The following is a 16,121-nucleotide window of genomic DNA, read 5'->3' on the forward strand; positions in this document are numbered from 1 at the left end:
GAGGTACACCAAGCCGCCGCAGACCGAGGAAGGTTCAGCGCGGTGGTGTTGGGGCGATCATAAGGGGCGCGGGGCGGGTGTGACGCTACGGGCGTGTTACGGATTCCCGAATTGTGGACCCCCGGGTCCCGCGGGACGGTCTTGATTGTGGACCCCCGGGTCCCGTGGGACGGTCTTGATCGTGGACCCCCGGGTCTCGCGGGACGGTCTTGTCCGGCCTCGCTCGGATGTGTTCTCGTGTTGCTATTCGTGTTCGTGGAAGGGGCGAGGGTGGATTCGAAGGCCGGCCGTTCGGGACAACTGTTGGCCATCAGCGATCTGCACATCGGATACGCCGAGAACCGCGCCCTCGTCGAGCAGATGCGCCCCCAGTCGGACGACGACTGGCTTCTGGTGGCCGGCGACGTCAGCGAGAGCGTGGCCGACATCCGCTGGACCCTCGAAACGCTCAGCAGCCGCTTCCGCAAGGTGATCTGGGCCCCCGGCAACCACGAGCTGTGGACCCACCCGAAGGATCCGGTGCAGTTGCGCGGCGTCGCCCGCTACGAGCATCTGGTCTCGCTCTGCCGGGAGTTGGGCGTCACGAGCCCCGAGGATCCCTACCCCGTCTGGGACGGTCCGGGCGGCCCCGCCGCCATCGCCCCGCTCTTCCTGCTCTACGACTACTCGTTCCTGCCGAAGGGCTGCACGACCAAGGAGGAGGGGCTCGCCTACGCCGAGGGCACCGGGGTGATCTGCGCCGACGAGCACTTCCTGCACCCCGACCCCTATCCGAGCCGCGAGGCCTGGTGCCGGGCCCGGGTCGCCGAGACCGAGCGCAGGCTCGCCGAGCTGCCCGGCGACCTGCCCGTGATCCCGGTCAACCACTACCCGCTGGACCGCCATCCGACGGACATCCTGCGCTACCCCGAGTTCGCGATGTGGTGCGGCACCCGGCTGACCGCCGGCTGGCACCGCAGGTTCCGCATCGAGACCATGGTCTACGGTCATCTCCACATCCCACGGACCACCTGGCACGAGGGTGTCCGCTTCGAAGAGGTGTCCGTGGGCTACCCCCGCGAGTGGCGCACCCGCCCGGGACCGCCCGGTACGCTGCGCCGCATTCTGCCGATGGAGGTCGGAACCGGTGATCGAGGAGCTGCTCCCGGAGTCAGTGGTGGCCGTGGAGGGTTTCGGTGACGACGGGGCCGAGGGTACGACCCTGTACCCCGAGGAGCAGGCGCTCCTGACCCGCGCCGTGGCGAAGCGGCGCCGCGAGTTCACCGCCGTGCGCGGCTGTGCCCGGCGAGCCATGGAGAAGCTCGGCGTGGCCCCGGCGCCCATCCTGCCCGGCGAGCGTGGCGCCCCGCAGTGGCCGGCGGGCCTCATCGGCAGCATGACGCACTGCGAGGGCTACAACGCCGCCGCGGTCGCGCGCGCCACCGACCTTGCCTCCCTCGGCATCGACGCGGAACCCCACCTGGCGCTCCCGGACGGTGTCCTGGACGCCGTGGCCTTGCCCGCCGAGGTGGCCCGGCTGGGCAGTCTTGGTGTCCGGATCGCCGACGTGCACTGGGACCGGCTGCTGTTCAGCGCCAAGGAGTCGGTCTACAAGGCGTGGTTCCCGCTCACCGCGAAGTGGCTGGACTTCTCCGAGGCGGACATCGAGATCTTCGTGGACCCCGGAGCCGGGGTCCACGCGCTGTCGGGGCGGCTGCGCGCGGAGCTTCTCGTACCTGGCCCGCTGGTCGGCGGCGAGCGCCTCGATTTCTTCGACGGGCGCTGGACCGTCCAGCGGGGCCTGGTCGCGACGGCGGTCACGGTGCCGCACGGCTGAGGCGGTCAGAAGTTTCTGAGCTCCAGGAACTTGTGGGCGTTCCTGGAGTCCAGGTCACCGTGCCTCAGAGCTGTGTCGGCTCGGGGCACCAGGTGTGCAGCAGCCGGAAGAACGACTCCTCGTTGCCCGCGAGCCCGGCCGCCGCCAGTGCCTGCTCCGCCTCGGCCAGGGCGGAGGGCGGCACCACGGGTGGTCGGCGCCCGTCCGGCGGACCGTCGAAGGCGGCTCGGACGGTCTGGAGGAGACGCAGGTAGGCCTGCACGGCGGCGCGTTCGTGATCGGTCAGTACGGCGGTCGGCATCGGACGGCTCTCCCCGGGTCGGCTGGTCGAAGCGATACATGGCGGTACTGACTCCAGCTTGCCGTCCGCCACTGACAATGCCGTTTCCGTACGCGGAGGTTCGCCCGCTTAGCGGAGGCGAAACCTCACGGAAATCCCTGGGGGGACGAGGGCCCTAGGCTGGAACGGAGACCTGGGAACCGCTTTCTCGGCGGCTTGTGGGCTGCCTCGACGGCGGTGTCCGACCTGCTTCGACGGCGGCGTGTGAGCTGCTTCGACGGTGGTTCGGAGGCAATCTTCACGGCGGCTTGGGGCTGTCTTCACGGCGGTCCGGGACAGGAGGTGAGCCATGGTCGAGGTACCGCCCGGACGCCCGCGGCGCACCCTGCGCTCGGTGGGTGACGGGGAACTGCGTCTGCACCACCGCGTCGTGCACGGCTACCGGCGCGCCTACCGGATGGCGGGCGAGGGCCCCGCACTGGTCCTGATCCACGGCATCGGCGACTCCTCCGACACCTGGGGAGAGCTGATCCCCGACCTCGCCCGCAGCCACACGGTGATCGCGCCCGACCTCCTGGGCCACGGGGCGTCCGACAAGCCGCGGGCCGACTACTCGGTGGCCGCGTACGCCAACGGAATACGTGATCTGCTCACCACCCTCGACATCGAGTCCGCCACGCTGGTCGGGCACTCGCTGGGCGGCGGCGTCGCGATGCAGTTCGCCTACCAGTTCCCCGAGCGGACCGAGCGGCTGATCCTGGTCAGCGCGGGCGGCGTCGGGGGCGAGGTCAACCCCGTACTGAGGGCCGTGTCACTGCCCGGCGCCCACCTCATGCTCTCGACCCTGCGACTGCCCGGCATGCGCCTCCAAGTCGGCCTCTTCTTCCGCCTGATGAGGATCCTCAACACCGATCTGGGCCAGGACGCACCCGAGTTGCTGACCCTGGTGGACTCGCTGCCCGACGCGACATCCCGCAGCGCCTTCATCCGCACACTGCGTGCCGTGGTCGACTGGCGCGGGCAGGCGGTGACCATGCTCGACCGCTGCTATCTGACCGAGGGCATGCCCACGATGCTGCTCTGGGGGGACCGGGACAGCGTGGTGCCGGTGCGGCACGCGTACGGAGCGCACCAGGCGATGCCTGGCAGCCGCCTGGAGATCTTCGAGGGCGCGGGCCACTTCCCCTTCCACAGCGACCCGGCGCGCTTCCTCGCCCTCGTCGAGGAGTTCACGAGCACCACGAGTGCCGCCGACTGGAGCCGCGAGCACTGGCGTGAGCTGCTGCGCGCCGGCCGCCCCGGCACGGCCGTCGGAAAGCCGGACACGGAGCAGAACCGAGCGATGGAACGTGACCTGCGCGAGGCGAGCGAACGCAGCGCGACATGAGGCCACACTCTCCGGATCCGTCTCGTGCGCCTAGCCGACGTGTTCGCGGGAGCCGGACGCGACCCGTTCGCGGGCGGTCGCGACGACGGGGGAGTGGCGCAGGGCGAGGGACATCCCCACCAGGTCTCGCGGACCGCCGGCCGAGGCGGCGGACGGGTTGGCGTCCGCCGTCGCCGCCCTGATGACCCTGCCCTCCGGATCGTCGGCCCTGGCCCGCAGCGCCGCGGTCACCATCGTCGCGTCGGCCTCGGCCCGCGCCCGGTCCTCGCCGGAGCCCGCGGACACGGCGGCGGCGTAGGCCCGCGCGCGCACCTCGGCGTCGAAGTACGGGTACAGGTTGAGCAGACCGTCGTGGATGTCGGACTCCCGCTGGGTCACCTGTAGTTCGGCAGGTGACCACCAGGCGATCCGCAGGGCGTGGTGGTCACCGTGGTCGCCGGCGGGTCGCAACTCCCGCCAGAGCGGCCCGAGGTGACGGTAGGTCGCCCAGGTGCTCCACACGTCTCCGAAGCGCTGACAGGCCATCGGGACACAGAAGCCGATCGCGCAGAACAGTTCCCCCGCGGCGGCCAGGACCGGGGCGACGTCGGTGCTCAGGTAGTCGAGGTTCCCGCCGGTCCAGCGGGCGACGACGGCGGTCAGCTTGGCGGCGTCGAAGGCGACACTGGTCAGGAAGCCGCACACGAGGACCAGCAGCCCGGCGCGCAGCCAGCCCCGCACCTGGAGTGCCCAGCACCAGCACATCATGACCATCGCGACGTTCGCGAAGGTGAGCGCGGCGAGATAGAGCACGATCATCTCGCGGATGAACGGCGTGTTGGCGTAGTAGGTGTCGAGGTCCCGCAGCCGCTCTTCCGGTGCGTCCCCGAGGGCGAACAGCGTCACCGACGCCACGATCACCACGGCGTATCCGGCGATCCAGCGGCGTGAGGCGCGTCGGGTGACCTCCGAAGGACCGCCACGCCAATGGATGATCAGCACCAGGCAGGAGGCGCTGAAGGCGCTCAGCAGGCTGTACACGAGCGGCGCGGAGACGTTGGGAATGCCGGTGAGGTGGTTCACCCGGGCGATCGTCGGCGGAGCCGCGAAGCAGAACACCAGCGCGGACAGCGCGAGCAGCGCGTACACCGACCGCAGCAGCGGGTCACGCCAGGCGCGGAGCACCGCGGGACCCTTGATCACCAGGGCGATCGCCATCGCGACCGCCGGTATGTAGTAACTGGTGTCGTGCACGCCGTCTCAGCCCTGCGGCCCGCGATAGCCGAGCGACGCCTCGATCCGGCCCGCCAGTCCGTCCCGCCGTACGGGCCTGCGCAGCGATGAACCGGCCAGCCACGTACGGCACTTGCTGGCGAGCAGCAGACCGAAGTTCTCGGCCTCCGCCTCGTCCGAGAGGTGCGACCGGGTGCGCGCGGCGACCTTGAGCACGGTCTCCTGGAGGTCCGCCGAGTCGCTGAGTAAGCGGGCCGCGACGGCCGCGCCCTCGACGTGGTGGCTGCAGTGCCCGGCCTGCATGTGCCACAGCTCGTGGCCCAGGATCACCAACTGGTGGTCGGGCGCGGTGCGTTCCTCGACGACGACGAGGTCCTGTTCGGCCATGTCGAGCCAGAGCCCGCTGGCGGTCCCGGGCGGGAACGCCGCGGTGCGGAACTGGACGGGGCGCCCGCGGCGCCTGCTCATGGCGTCGCACAGCGCCGCATAGAGGTCGGCGGGTTCCGCCGGCGCCGAGAGGGTCAGTTCCCCGACCAGCTCGCCGCACAGGCGGCGCATGTCCCTTTGGATGCCCACAGTTCTCCCCGTGCTCACGACTCGGGCCGCTTGACGCTTTCCAGGAGCATGTCCAGCCACTCGGCGACCTTGTCCCGGTGCTGGTCGGTGGGCAACTGGGCGGCCCGCCAGGCGATTCCGCGGACGCCGTGGTCCATCAGCAGTCGCTCCAGCGGATCGGGGGCCGCCGAGGCCGCCGCGCGCTCGCAGTCGGCGAGCCGTTGCAGCAGTTCCTGCTCGGAGCGCTGGAGGGCGCCCACGAGCGCCTCGGAGTCCTCGGCCGTGAGGAACCCGGCGTGCACCCGGAAGAACCGCTGAATGGCGTCGCAGTGCTCCATGGTGGGGCGCCGGTCGCCGTTGATGAGGGCCCCCGCCTGCTGCCGTGACATGCCGGCGCCGTCGGCGATCTCCTGCTGGGTGTACCGGCGTCCGTTGGGCTTCAGCCGGGTGCGGCGCAGCAGATCCAGCCGTTGCAGGAAGCGGGCCTGCAGATCGGGTTCTCCCGCGTGGCGGCCGCTCAGCAGGGCTCGCACCACGGGCTCGGGAACGCCGGACTCGGCCGACAGGCGCCGGGCGTCGAAGACCTCGGTGTGCCGTACACCGAGCCGGTCGGCGAGCACGCCGACCCGGGCCACGACGGCCTGCAGCAGAACCGTCGCCGTGGCGGCCGGAACTTCGAAGCCATCCGTCACCGACAGATCTCCTACGTCTTTTCTCAGGGCTCTCACATGATGGTCGGGAACCATCGGGAGACTAGCCTCTTGCTCGAACTCACATCCAGGTCTCGCCACAACTGTGGCGAGATTCAGCCGTCAACGAGCGTCAAATGCCACGATAGTTGACACGACAACACTCCGGGAAGCAGGATCGGGGCGCCGCGTGAAGGCCGCATAGGCAAGAGGGGTGACCTCCCGATGGCGTACCAGGCAGGATGGCAGCGGTCCCAGCCGCGACCTGTCCCCGAGAGTCTCGAAGCGCAGGCGTATCTGCAGGACTACGCCGAACTGCTCGAGGCCGTCCCGTTCCCCTCCGTCGTCTTCGACCACCGCTGGGACGTCGTTCTGTGCAACGACGCGTTCGAGACACTTTTCGCCGGCGTCGGACCGCACCCGACGGCGATGCCCGGCGACAACTTCCTTCGGTTCGTCCTCTTCCATCCCGACGCGAGCACGGTCCTCGGCGATCACGAGTCGAGCTGGTGCCTGCCGATGCTGGCCCACTTCGCGGACGCCCTGAAGCGGCACGAACAGGACCGCGTACTCCAGTCGATCCGCCGGGACATCGCCCAGGACCCGATCATGGACGCCGCCTACCGGCACGGGCTGCCGCACTGGATCCGCGCGGTCGGCCCGGACGGCGTGGAGTCGGACGGAGCCGTACGCCCGCTGGTGCACCCCGACCCGCGCTGGGGCCGTACGGACTGCCGGATCGTCTGCGACACCCCCAAGTCCCTTCAGGGCATGGGCTACACACGGATGACGGTGGTGCTGCGCGAGGCCCGGCACGCGGCGACCGGACCGGGCAGTACGCGCAAGACGCGCAACGGCGCGGCGGAGCTGCGGGCGGTGTGAGCCGGCGCTGAGCGGCCGGCCTCATGGTGATCTGCCCCATGGGCTGGTTCGCGCTCGGCTGTCGGAGTCGTGAGCCCGTGGCGGGGTCATCCCGCGGGCTGCCCGGCGACCCTCCGCAGTCGCGCGGGCCCCTCCCGCCGGGGCCGCCCGGCGAACCTCCGCAGTCGCGCGGGCCCCTCCCGCCGGGGCCGCCCGGCGAACCTCCGCAGTCGTGTCAGCCGTTCCGAGCTGATCAACCGGCGCCGGATTCGGCCGTTTCACCCGCAATACGCAAGCCGCTTGCATTTCTTGCGCTATTCTTGCGTACATGACGCGACGACTTGCTCAGGTGGCGAAGAAGGTCGGGGTCAGTGAGGCCACGGTCAGCCGGGTGCTCAACGGTAAGCCCGGAGTCTCCGATTCCACCCGGCAGGCGGTGCTCTCCGCCCTCGACGTCCTCGGCTACGAGCGGCCCACGCAGCTGCGCGGCGAACGCGCCCGGCTCGTGGGCCTGGTGCTGCCGGAGCTGCAGAACCCGATCTTCCCGGCGTTCGCGGAGGTGATCGGCGGGGCGCTCGCGCAGCTCGGTCTCACCCCGGTGCTGTGCACCCAGACCAAGGGCGGCGTCTCCGAGGCGGACTATGTGGAACTGCTCCTTCAGCAGCAGGTCTCCGGTGTGGTGTTCGCGGGTGGTCTGTACGCGCAGGCGGACGCGCCGCACGATCACTACCGGCAGCTCGCGGACCGCAACATTCCGGTGGTGCTTGTGAACGCGGCCATCGAGCACCTCGGCTTCCCCTGTGTCTCCTGCGACGACGCCGTCGCCGTTGAGCAGGCCTGGCGCCACCTGGACTCCCTCGGTCACGAGCGCATCGGACTCGTCCTCGGTCCCGGCGACCACATGCCCTCGGGGCGCAAGCTCGCCGCGGCGCGCGTGCTCGCCCCCGACCTGCCCGACGAGCACATCGCCCGCGCGATGTTCTCCCTGGAAGGCGGCCAGGCGGCGGCCACCCGGCTGCTCGACCGGGGTGTCACCGGCATCATCTGCGCCAGCGACCCGCTCGCGCTCGGCGCGGTACGGGCCGCCCGCCGCAAGGGACTCACCGTGCCGGGCGAGGTCTCCGTCGTCGGCTACGACGACTCGGCGTTCATGAACTGCACCGAGCCGCCGCTGACCACCGTGCGCCAGCCCATCGAGGCCATGGGGCGCGCGGCCGTGGAGCTGCTGAACGCTCAGATCGGCGGCAGCAGCGTCACCCCCGAAGAGCTGCTGTTCGAGCCCGAGTTGGTGGTCCGTGGTTCGACAGCGCAAGCGCCGCGCCATTGAGCAACAGGTGACTGTCAAATAATTACAGATTCTGCGCGACATCTTGCGGACGGATGTCGTCGGTGCTTGAGTGTGCGGCGCCCACCGCTCCAGGCCACGGGTTGCCAAAAGGGTTCCACCCGCTCCTGCCCAAAGGGGTCCACCGATGAGAAGCACCGGGTTCCGCCGTACCTTCATCACGCTCATGGCGTGTTCTTTCGCGCTCACCGCCACTGCCTGCGGTTCGGGTGACGACGACGCGGCCGACGGCAAGACCAGCATCACCGTCAACTGCATGCCGCCCAAGAGCGCGAAGGTCGACCGCTCGTTCTTCGAGGCGGACATCAAGGCCTTCGAGAAGGCCAATCCGACCATCGACGTCGTCGCGCATGACGCGTTCCCGTGTCAGGACCCCAAGACGTTCGACGCCAAGCTGGCCGGCGGTCAGATGGAGGACGTCTTCTACACCTACTTCACCGACGCCAAGCACGTCGTCGACATCAACCAGGCCGCCGACATCACCAGTTATGTCAAGGACCTCAAGAGCTACGACACCATCCAGCAGCAGCTGCGCGACATCTACACCGTGGACGGCAAGATCTACGGCATCCCGCGCACCGGCTACTCGATGGGCCTGATCTACAACAAGAAGCTCTTCAAGGACGCGGGCCTCGACCCGGAGAAGCCCCCGGCCACCTGGGAGGAGCTGCGCGCGGCCGCCAAGGCGATAGCCGGGCTCGGCAACGGCACGGTCGGATACGCCGACTACAGCGCCCAGAACCAGGGCGGCTGGCACTTCACCGCCGAGCTGTACTCACAGGGCGGCGACGTGGTCAGCGAGGACGGCAAGAAGGCCACCATCGACACCCCCGAGGGCAGGGCCGTCCTGCAGAACCTCAAGGACATGCGCTGGACCGACAACTCCATGGGCAGCAAGCAGCTCCTCGTCATCAACGACGTCCAGCAGATGATGGGTTCCGGCAAGCTCGGCATGTACCTCTCCGCGCCGGACAACATCCCGATCCTGGTCAAGGAGAAGGGCGGGAACTACAACGACCTCGCCCTCGCGCCCATGCCCGGCGGTCAGGGCACGCTCATCGGCGGCGACGGCTACATGTTCAACAAGAAGGCGACGCCCGAGGAGATCAAGGCGGGCCTGAAGTGGCTCGACTCGATGTTCCTCACCCCGGGTGACGGCTTCCTCGGTGACTACGCGCGCGCCAAGCAGAACAACGCGCCCGTCGGCCTGCCCGAGCCCCGGCTGTTCACCGGTGCGGCGGACGAGAAGGACCAGCAGGTCAAGGAAGCCAACGCCAACGTGCCGGTGGAGAACTACCAGGCCTTCCTCGACGGCAGCGAGAGCCTGGACAAGAAGATCGAGCCGCCGCAGGCCCAGCAGATCTACTCGGTCCTGGACGGCGCCGTCTCCGCGGTGCTCACCAAGAAGGACGCCGACATCGACCAGCTCCTGAGTGACGCGTCCGGCAAGATCGACTCCATCCTGGCCCGGGGCTGACACCGTTCATGAAGACCGCATCGAAGCCCGCGGTGCCTCCACCGACGACTGTACGGCCGGTGGAGGCACCCGGGCCCGGACCCCACAAGCGGCCACTGCGCCGGCGCCTGGCCGACCAGTCGCGCGCGTACGCCTTCCTCATCGGCGGCCTGCTCTGCTTCGCGTTGTTCTCCTGGTACCCGGCGATCCGCGCGGTCGTGATCGCCTTCCAGAAGTACACGCCCGGAGCGGAGGCGGAGTGGGTCGGCACCGAGAACTTCACCCGTGTCTTCCACGACCCGGAGTTCGCGGCCGCCTGGCGCAACACCCTGACCTTCACCCTCCTCGCCCTGCTCATCGGCTTCGCCGTCCCCTTCGTGATGGCGCTGGTGCTGAACGAACTCCGGCACGCGAAAGCCTTCTTCAGAGTCGTGGTCTATCTGCCGGTGATGATTCCGCCGGTGGTCAGCGCCCTGCTCTGGAAGTGGTTCTACGATCCCGGAGCGGGCCTGGCGAACGAGGCACTGCGCTTCCTGCACCTGCCCACCTCGAACTGGTCCAACGGCGCCGACACCGCCCTCGTATCGCTTGTCATCGTCGCCACCTGGGCGAACCTCGGCGGCACCGTCCTCATCTACCTCGCCGCGCTGCAGAGCATCCCCGGTGAGCTGTACGAGGCGGCCGAGCTGGACGGCGCGAACATCTGGCAGCGCATCCGGCATGTGACGATCCCGCAGACCCGCTTCATCATCCTCATGCTGATGCTGCTGCAGATCATCGCCACGATGCAGATCTTCACGGAACCGTTCGTGATCACGGGCGGCGGCCCCGAGAACGCGACCGTGACGGTCCTGTACCTGATCTACAAGTACGCCTTCCTCTACAACGACTTCGGCGGGGCGTGCGCCCTGAGCGTCATGCTCCTCGTCCTGCTCAGCGCCTTCTCGGCGCTCTATCTGAAGCTGACCAGCTCCGGAGGCGAGGACTCATGAGCACCCGCACGCTCGTCTCACCGCTCACGCTGGCCCGCCGCCGCGGAAAGACCCTCTACTGGAGCGTCTTCTCAGGCGTGGTCCTGCTCTTCGCGCTGGCCTTCCTCTTCCCGGTCTACTGGATGGTCACCGGCGCGATGAAGTCGCCGGACGAGGTCACCCGTACACCTCCGACGCTCGTCCCCGACAAGTGGAGCCTCAGCGGCTACACCGACGCCTGGGACCTGATGGACCTGCCCACCCACCTGTGGAACACGGTGGTGCAGGCCGCCGGCGCCTGGATTCTCCAACTCGTGTTCTGTACGGCAGCCGCGTACGCCCTGTCCAAGCTGAAGCCCGCCTTCGGCAAGATCATCCTCGGCGGCATCCTCGCCACCCTGATGGTCCCCGCCCAGGCACTGGTCGTCCCGAAGTACCTGACCGTCGCCGACCTCCCGCTCATCCACACCAGCCTGCTCAACGACCCGCTCGGCATCTGGCTGCCCGCGGTGGCCAACGCCTTCAACCTCTACCTCCTCAAGCGCTTCTTCGACCAGATCCCGCGTGACGTCCTGGAGGCCGCCGAGATCGACGGCGCCGGCCGGCTGCGCACCCTCTGGTCGATCGTGCTGCCGATGTCCAGGCCGGTCCTGGGAGTTGTGTCGATCTTCGCCCTGGTCGCCGTCTGGCAGGACTTCCTCTGGCCGCTGATGGTCTTCTCCGACACCGAGAAACAGCCCATCAGCGTGGCCCTCGTCCAGCTGTCGCAGAACATCCAGCTGACCGTGCTGCTCGGCGCGATGGTGATCGCCAGCATCCCCATGGTCGTGATGTTCCTGGTGTTCCAGCGGCACATCATCGCCGGGATCAGCGCGGGCAGCACGAAGGGCTGACCCCCACCCCCTTCCAGAGCTTCACAGAAAGGTAGGCACCGTGGGACAGCATTCCCCTGCCCGTATTCAGGGCGAATGGTGGCGCTCCGCCGTCATCTACCAGGTGTACGTCCGCAGCTTCGCGGACGGCGACGGCGACGGCACCGGCGACCTCGCGGGCGTCCGCGCCAAACTCCCGTACCTCGCCGAACTGGGCGTGGACGCCCTGTGGTTCAACCCCTGGTACCTGTCACCCATGGCCGACGGCGGCTACGACGTCGCCGACTACCGCGCCATCGACCCGGCCTTCGGAACGCTCGCCGAGGCCGAGAAACTCATCGCCGAGGCCCGGGAACTGGGTATCCGCACCCTCGTCGACATCGTGCCGAACCACGTCTCCGACCAGCACGCCTGGTTCCGCGCCGCCCTCGCGGCGGGTCCCGGCAGCCCGGAGCGCGAGCTGTTCCACTTCCGCCCGGGACGCGGTGAGAACGGTGAACTGCCGCCCAACGACTGGCCGTCGCAGTTTGCGGGCTCCACCGAACCGGTCTGGACCCGGCTGCCCGACGGCGACTGGTACCTCCACCTGTTCACCCCCGAGCAGCCCGACCTCAACTGGGCGCACCCGGCGGTCCGGCAGGAACACGAGGACGTCCTGCGCTTCTGGTTCGAGCGGGGCGTGGCGGGTGTCCGTATCGACTCGGCCGCGCTGCCGGCCAAGGACCCGGATCTCCCCGACTTCGTCGAGGGCCGCGACCCGAACCCCTTCGTCGACCGGGACGAACTCCACGACATCTACCGCTCCTGGCGCGCGGTGGCCGACGACTACGACGGCATCTTCGTCGGCGAGGTCTGGCTCCCCGACACCGAGCGCTTCGCCCGCTACCTCCGCCCGGACGAGCTGCACACCGCCTTCAACTTCTCCTTCCTGTCCTGCCCCTGGGACGCCGGACGGCTGCGTACGTCGATCGACGAGACCCTCGCCGAGCACGCTCCGGTCGGCGCGCCCGCCACCTGGGTCCTGTGCAACCACGATGTGACGCGCACGGTCACCCGCTACGGCCGCACCGACACCGGCTTCGACTTCGCCACCAAGGCCTTCGGCACCCCCACCGACCTCGCGCTCGGCACCCGCCGAGCCCGCGCGGCCGCCCTGCTCTCGCTCGCCCTGCCCGGCGCCGTCTACGTCTACCAGGGCGAGGAACTCGGACTGCCCGAGGCGGAGATACCCCGCGACCGCATCCAGGACCCCATGCACTTCCGCTCAGGCGGCACCGACCCGGGCCGGGACGGGTGCCGGGTTCCGCTGCCCTGGACCGCTGACTCGCCCCACGCGGGTTTCGGCGGTGACCCCTGGCTTCCGCAGCCCGCGGGCTGGGCCGCGTACGCGGCCGACCAGCAGGCGGCCGACCCCGGCTCGATGCTGGCCCTCTACCGCGAGGCACTCCGCGTCCGCCGCACCGAGCCCGGCTTCGGCGACGGCCCTCTCAGCTGGCTCCCAGCCGCCGACGGCATCCTGGCCTTCGCCCGCACGGGCGGCACGGTCTGCGTGGTCAACCTCTCGAACACCCCCGCCGACCTCCCCACGCACTCCCAACTCCTGCTCACCAGCGGCCCCTTGGACGCCGAGGGTCGCCTTCCCCAAGACACGGCGGCCTGGCTGCGCGCCTGACACCGCAGCCCGGCCGCCGCTCCACCCCGCTATCCCGGCACCCCCACACGAAAGGGATCAGCATATGTCCAGAACTGTCAGGCGCATGCCAGCAAGTGCGGCCGCAGTGGCCGTCGCTCTCGCCGCCGGCATGCTCAGTGTCGCCTCGGCACACCCCGCGGCCGCCGCGGGCGCCACCCTGCCCTTCACCTCGGTCGAGGCCGAGTCCGCCACCACCACGGGCACGAAGATCGGTCCTGACTACACCCAGGGCACCCTCGCGTCCGAGGCCTCCGGCCGGCAGGCCGTACGGCTGACCGCGGGCCAGCGCGTCGAGTTCACCGTCCCCCGCGCGGCCAACGCGGTGAACGTCTCCTACAGCGTCCTGGACGGCCAGTCCGGCACCCTCGACGTCTACGTCAACGGCGTCAAGCTCGCCAAGACGCTCGCCGTCACCTCCAAGTACTCCTACGTGGACACCTCGTGGATCGCGGGGGCCAAGACCCACCACTTCTACGACAACGCCCGGCTGCTCCTCGGCCAGAACGTGCAGGCCGGCGACAAGGTCGCCTTCCAGGCCACCAACGTCCAAGTCACCGTGGACGTCGCCGACTTCGAGCAGGTCGCCGCGGCGACAGCCAGGCCGGCGGGTTCGGTGTCCGTCACCGAGAGGGGCGCGGATCCCACCGGGCAGGGCGACTCGACCCAGGCCTTCCGCGACGCGATCGCCGCCGCGCAAGGGGGAGTCGTGTGGATCCCGGCGGGCGACTACCGCATCACGTCCTCGCTCAGCGGCGTCCAGAACGTGACCCTCCAGGGCGCGGGCAGCTGGTACTCCGTCGTGCACACCTCGCGCTTCATCGACCAGAGCAGCTCCTCCGGAAGCGTCCGTCTCAAGGACTTCGCGGTCATCGGCGAGGTCACCGAGCGCGTCGACTCCAACCCGGACAACTTCGTCAACGGCTCCCTGGGCCCGAACTCGACGGTCTCCGGCATGTGGATCCAGCACCTCAAGGTGGGGCTCTGGCTGACGGGCAACAATGACAACCTTGTCGTCGAGAACAACCGCATCCTCGACACCACCGCCGACGGCCTCAACCTGAACGGGAACGCGCGCGGTGTCCGCGTCCGCAACAACTTCCTGCGCAACCAGGGTGACGACTCGCTCGCCATGTGGTCGCTCAACGCGCCCGACAGCAACAGCAGCTTCGAGAACAACACCATCTCGCAGCCGAACCTGGCCAACGGCATCGCCATCTACGGCGGCACCGACATCGCGGTCAGGAACAACCTGATCTCCGACACCAACGCGCTCGGCAGTGGTATCGCGATCTCCAACCAGAAGTTCCTCGACCCCTTCTACCCGCTGGCCGGCACCATCACGGTCGACGGAAACACGATTGTGCGCGGCGGAGCGATCAACCCCAACTGGAGCCACCCGATGGGTGCGTTGCGGGTCGACGCGTACGACAGCGCGATCAACGCCACGGTCAACATCACCAACACCACGATCACCGACAGCCCGTACAGCGCCTTCGAGTTCGTCTCGGGGAGCGGGCGTGGCCTCGCGACGAACAACGTGAACGTCACCGGCGCCACGGTCAACAAGGTAGGCACGGTCGTCGTCCAGGCCGAGACGCCCGGCGCGGTGAGGTTCACCAACGTCACCGCCACCGGCGTGGGCGCCGCGGGGGTCTACAACTGCCCCTACCCGAGCGGGACGTTCACGCTCACCAACGGCGGCGGCAACACCGGCTGGGACACCACCTGGTCCAACTGCTCCGCCTGGCCCCAGCCCGGGTCCGGAAACCCGGCCCCGGACCCGACCACCAACATCGCCAAGGGCCGCGCCGCCACGGCGACCAGCTCGGTGGACGTCTACACGCCCGCCAAGGCCGTCGACGGCGACGTGAACACCTACTGGGAGTCCGCCGGCAACGCCTTCCCGCAGGTCTTGACGATCGACCTCGGTTCGGCCCAGGCCGCCCGCCGGGTCGTTCTGAAGCTGCCGCCCGCCACGGCCTGGGGCGCGCGCACGCAGACCCTGTCCGTACAGGGAAGCGCGGACGGTTCCTCGTACTCGACGGTCGTCGCCTCGGCGGGCTACCGCTTCGACCCGGCCACCGGGAACACGGCCACCGTGTCCCTGCCCAGTGGCACGAACCTGCGTTACCTGAGGGTCAACGTCACCGGCAACACGGGCTGGCCGGCGGCCCAGTTCAGTGAGGTGGAGGCGTATCTGTCCTGAGGCCGGACGCCGTCCCGCGCTTCGCCGCCTGGATCTGCTCGTACACATGGGTCCGCAGTTCGGCGAAGCGCGGGGCGACCCGGGTGTGCAACTGGTCCCGCTCGTCCGGGAGATCGACCTTCAGCTGCTCCTGTACGACGGTGGGGGAGGCGGAGAGGATCAGCACCCGCTCCCCGAGGTAGACGGCCTCGTCGATGTCATGGGTGACGAAGAGGATCGTGATCCCGCGTTCCCGCCACAGTCCCCGCACCAGGTCCTCCAGATCGGCGCGCGTCTGGGCGTCGACCGCCGCGAACGGCTCGTCCATCAGCAGCACTTCGGGCTCGTACGCGAGTGCGCGGGCGATGGCGACGCGCTGCTGCATACCGCCGGACAGCTGCCAGGGGTAGGCGTCCGCGGAGTCCGTCAGCCCGACCGACTCCAGTGCGTCGGCGACCAGCTCCCGGCGCCGCTGCTTGCTCAACTGCTTCTGCCTCAGCGGGAGTTCGACGTTCTCGCCGACCCGCTTCCAGGGGAACAGGCTGCGCCCGTACTCCTGGAACACGAACGCCATCCCGGGCGGCGGCCCACTGACCCGTCGGCCGCCCAGCAGCACCTCGCCCGCGGTCGGGGTGAGCAGCCCGCCGATGCATTTCAGCAGCGTGGTCTTGCCGCACCCCGACGGCCCCACCAGACAGACGAGTTCACCCGCCTCCACGGTGAAGGTGAGATCCCGTACCGCCTCCACCCGGCGACCTGAACCCTCGTAGACCTTGTGCAGGCCCCGTACGTCGAGCAT

15 protein-coding genes are annotated in these 16,121 nt (G+C 69.4%); 10 read left to right on the forward strand and 5 right to left on the reverse strand.

Translation table 11 applies throughout. The features are described 5' to 3' along the window. Nucleotides 1–270 precede the first annotated feature (270 nt). Together ACFVKT_RS01145 and ACFVKT_RS01150 are read left to right on the forward strand one after the other, a co-directional pair. Nucleotides 271–1,179 (forward strand): metallophosphoesterase family protein, encoded by a 909-nt coding sequence (locus tag ACFVKT_RS01145; protein WP_385726250.1) that lies wholly within the window; start codon nucleotides 271–273, stop codon nucleotides 1,177–1,179. Beyond that, complete coding sequence (locus tag ACFVKT_RS01150) at nucleotides 1,127–1,816, forward strand: 4'-phosphopantetheinyl transferase (RefSeq protein ID WP_385726252.1); 690 nt, start codon at nucleotides 1,127–1,129, stop codon at nucleotides 1,814–1,816. The genes ACFVKT_RS01145 and ACFVKT_RS01150 overlap by 53 nt, the downstream gene beginning before the upstream one ends. Before the next feature lie 64 nt (nucleotides 1,817–1,880). Here ACFVKT_RS01150 and ACFVKT_RS01155 read toward each other — a convergent pair whose 3' ends face one another. Further along, nucleotides 1,881–2,117: a hypothetical protein gene (locus ACFVKT_RS01155; protein ID WP_385726254.1), complete on the reverse strand. Its 237-nt coding sequence runs from the start codon at nucleotides 2,115–2,117 to the stop codon at nucleotides 1,881–1,883. 328 nt (nucleotides 2,118–2,445) lie between these two features. On the opposite strand from ACFVKT_RS01155, the gene ACFVKT_RS01160 reads away from it, so the two are divergent. Next, nucleotides 2,446–3,483, forward strand: coding sequence for an alpha/beta fold hydrolase (locus ACFVKT_RS01160; protein ID WP_385726256.1), 1,038 nt, complete (start codon nucleotides 2,446–2,448; stop codon nucleotides 3,481–3,483). Between the two features lie 30 nt (nucleotides 3,484–3,513). Here the strand turns inward: ACFVKT_RS01160 and ACFVKT_RS01165 are convergent, their stop codons facing one another. Genes ACFVKT_RS01165 through ACFVKT_RS01175 form a run of 3 tightly spaced genes read right to left on the reverse strand, consistent with a single transcriptional unit; the run spans nucleotide 3,514 to nucleotide 5,942 of the window. Continuing rightward, nucleotides 3,514–4,716, reverse strand: coding sequence for an MAB_1171c family putative transporter (locus tag ACFVKT_RS01165; protein WP_385726258.1), 1,203 nt, complete (start codon nucleotides 4,714–4,716; stop codon nucleotides 3,514–3,516). A 6-nt stretch (nucleotides 4,717–4,722) separates the two neighbouring features. Continuing rightward, nucleotides 4,723–5,253: a toxin-antitoxin system, toxin component gene (locus tag ACFVKT_RS01170; RefSeq protein ID WP_385728076.1), complete on the reverse strand. Its 531-nt coding sequence runs from the start codon at nucleotides 5,251–5,253 to the stop codon at nucleotides 4,723–4,725. 32 nt (nucleotides 5,254–5,285) lie between these two features. Next, complete coding sequence (locus tag ACFVKT_RS01175) at nucleotides 5,286–5,942, reverse strand: helix-turn-helix domain-containing protein (protein ID WP_385726260.1); 657 nt, start codon at nucleotides 5,940–5,942, stop codon at nucleotides 5,286–5,288. Between the two features lie 222 nt (nucleotides 5,943–6,164). Between ACFVKT_RS01175 and ACFVKT_RS01180 the strand changes: the two genes are divergently transcribed. The 7 genes from ACFVKT_RS01180 (at nucleotide 6,165) to ACFVKT_RS01210 (ending at nucleotide 15,343) form a co-directional block, all read left to right on the forward strand. Next, nucleotides 6,165–6,821 (forward strand): hypothetical protein, encoded by a 657-nt coding sequence (locus ACFVKT_RS01180; protein ID WP_385726262.1) that lies wholly within the window; start codon nucleotides 6,165–6,167, stop codon nucleotides 6,819–6,821. A 307-nt stretch (nucleotides 6,822–7,128) separates the two neighbouring features. Continuing rightward, entirely contained in the window at nucleotides 7,129–8,127 is a 999-nt protein-coding gene (locus ACFVKT_RS01185; RefSeq protein WP_266835147.1) for a LacI family DNA-binding transcriptional regulator, read from the forward strand. A gap of 145 nt (nucleotides 8,128–8,272) precedes the next feature. Then, a complete protein-coding gene (locus tag ACFVKT_RS01190; protein WP_385726264.1) occupies nucleotides 8,273–9,622 on the forward strand; it encodes an ABC transporter substrate-binding protein in 1,350 nt (449 codons plus the stop codon). Between the two features lie 8 nt (nucleotides 9,623–9,630). After that, nucleotides 9,631–10,593, forward strand: coding sequence for a carbohydrate ABC transporter permease (locus ACFVKT_RS01195; RefSeq protein WP_385726266.1), 963 nt, complete (start codon nucleotides 9,631–9,633; stop codon nucleotides 10,591–10,593). Continuing rightward, complete coding sequence (locus ACFVKT_RS01200; protein ID WP_385726268.1) at nucleotides 10,590–11,465, forward strand: carbohydrate ABC transporter permease; 876 nt, start codon at nucleotides 10,590–10,592, stop codon at nucleotides 11,463–11,465. The genes ACFVKT_RS01195 and ACFVKT_RS01200 overlap by 4 nt, the downstream gene beginning before the upstream one ends. A 40-nt stretch (nucleotides 11,466–11,505) precedes the next feature. Then, on the forward strand, nucleotides 11,506–13,116 hold the full coding sequence (locus ACFVKT_RS01205) for a glycoside hydrolase family 13 protein (RefSeq protein ID WP_385726270.1): 1,611 nt from the start codon (nucleotides 11,506–11,508) through the stop codon (nucleotides 13,114–13,116). 64 nt (nucleotides 13,117–13,180) lie between these two features. Next, nucleotides 13,181–15,343 (forward strand): discoidin domain-containing protein, encoded by a 2,163-nt coding sequence (locus ACFVKT_RS01210; protein ID WP_385726272.1) that lies wholly within the window; start codon nucleotides 13,181–13,183, stop codon nucleotides 15,341–15,343. Here the strand turns inward: ACFVKT_RS01210 and ACFVKT_RS01215 are convergent. Further along, nucleotides 15,315–16,121 carry an ABC transporter ATP-binding protein gene (locus tag ACFVKT_RS01215; protein ID WP_385726274.1) on the reverse strand — a complete coding sequence of 269 codons (807 nt, stop codon included), beginning with the start codon at nucleotides 16,119–16,121 and terminating at the stop codon, nucleotides 15,315–15,317. The two genes, ACFVKT_RS01210 and ACFVKT_RS01215, sit on opposite strands and share 29 nt — an antisense overlap.

The organism is Streptomyces sp. NPDC127595 (assembly GCF_042671685.1).
Taxonomy (GTDB): domain Bacteria; phylum Actinomycetota; class Actinomycetes; order Streptomycetales; family Streptomycetaceae; genus Streptomyces.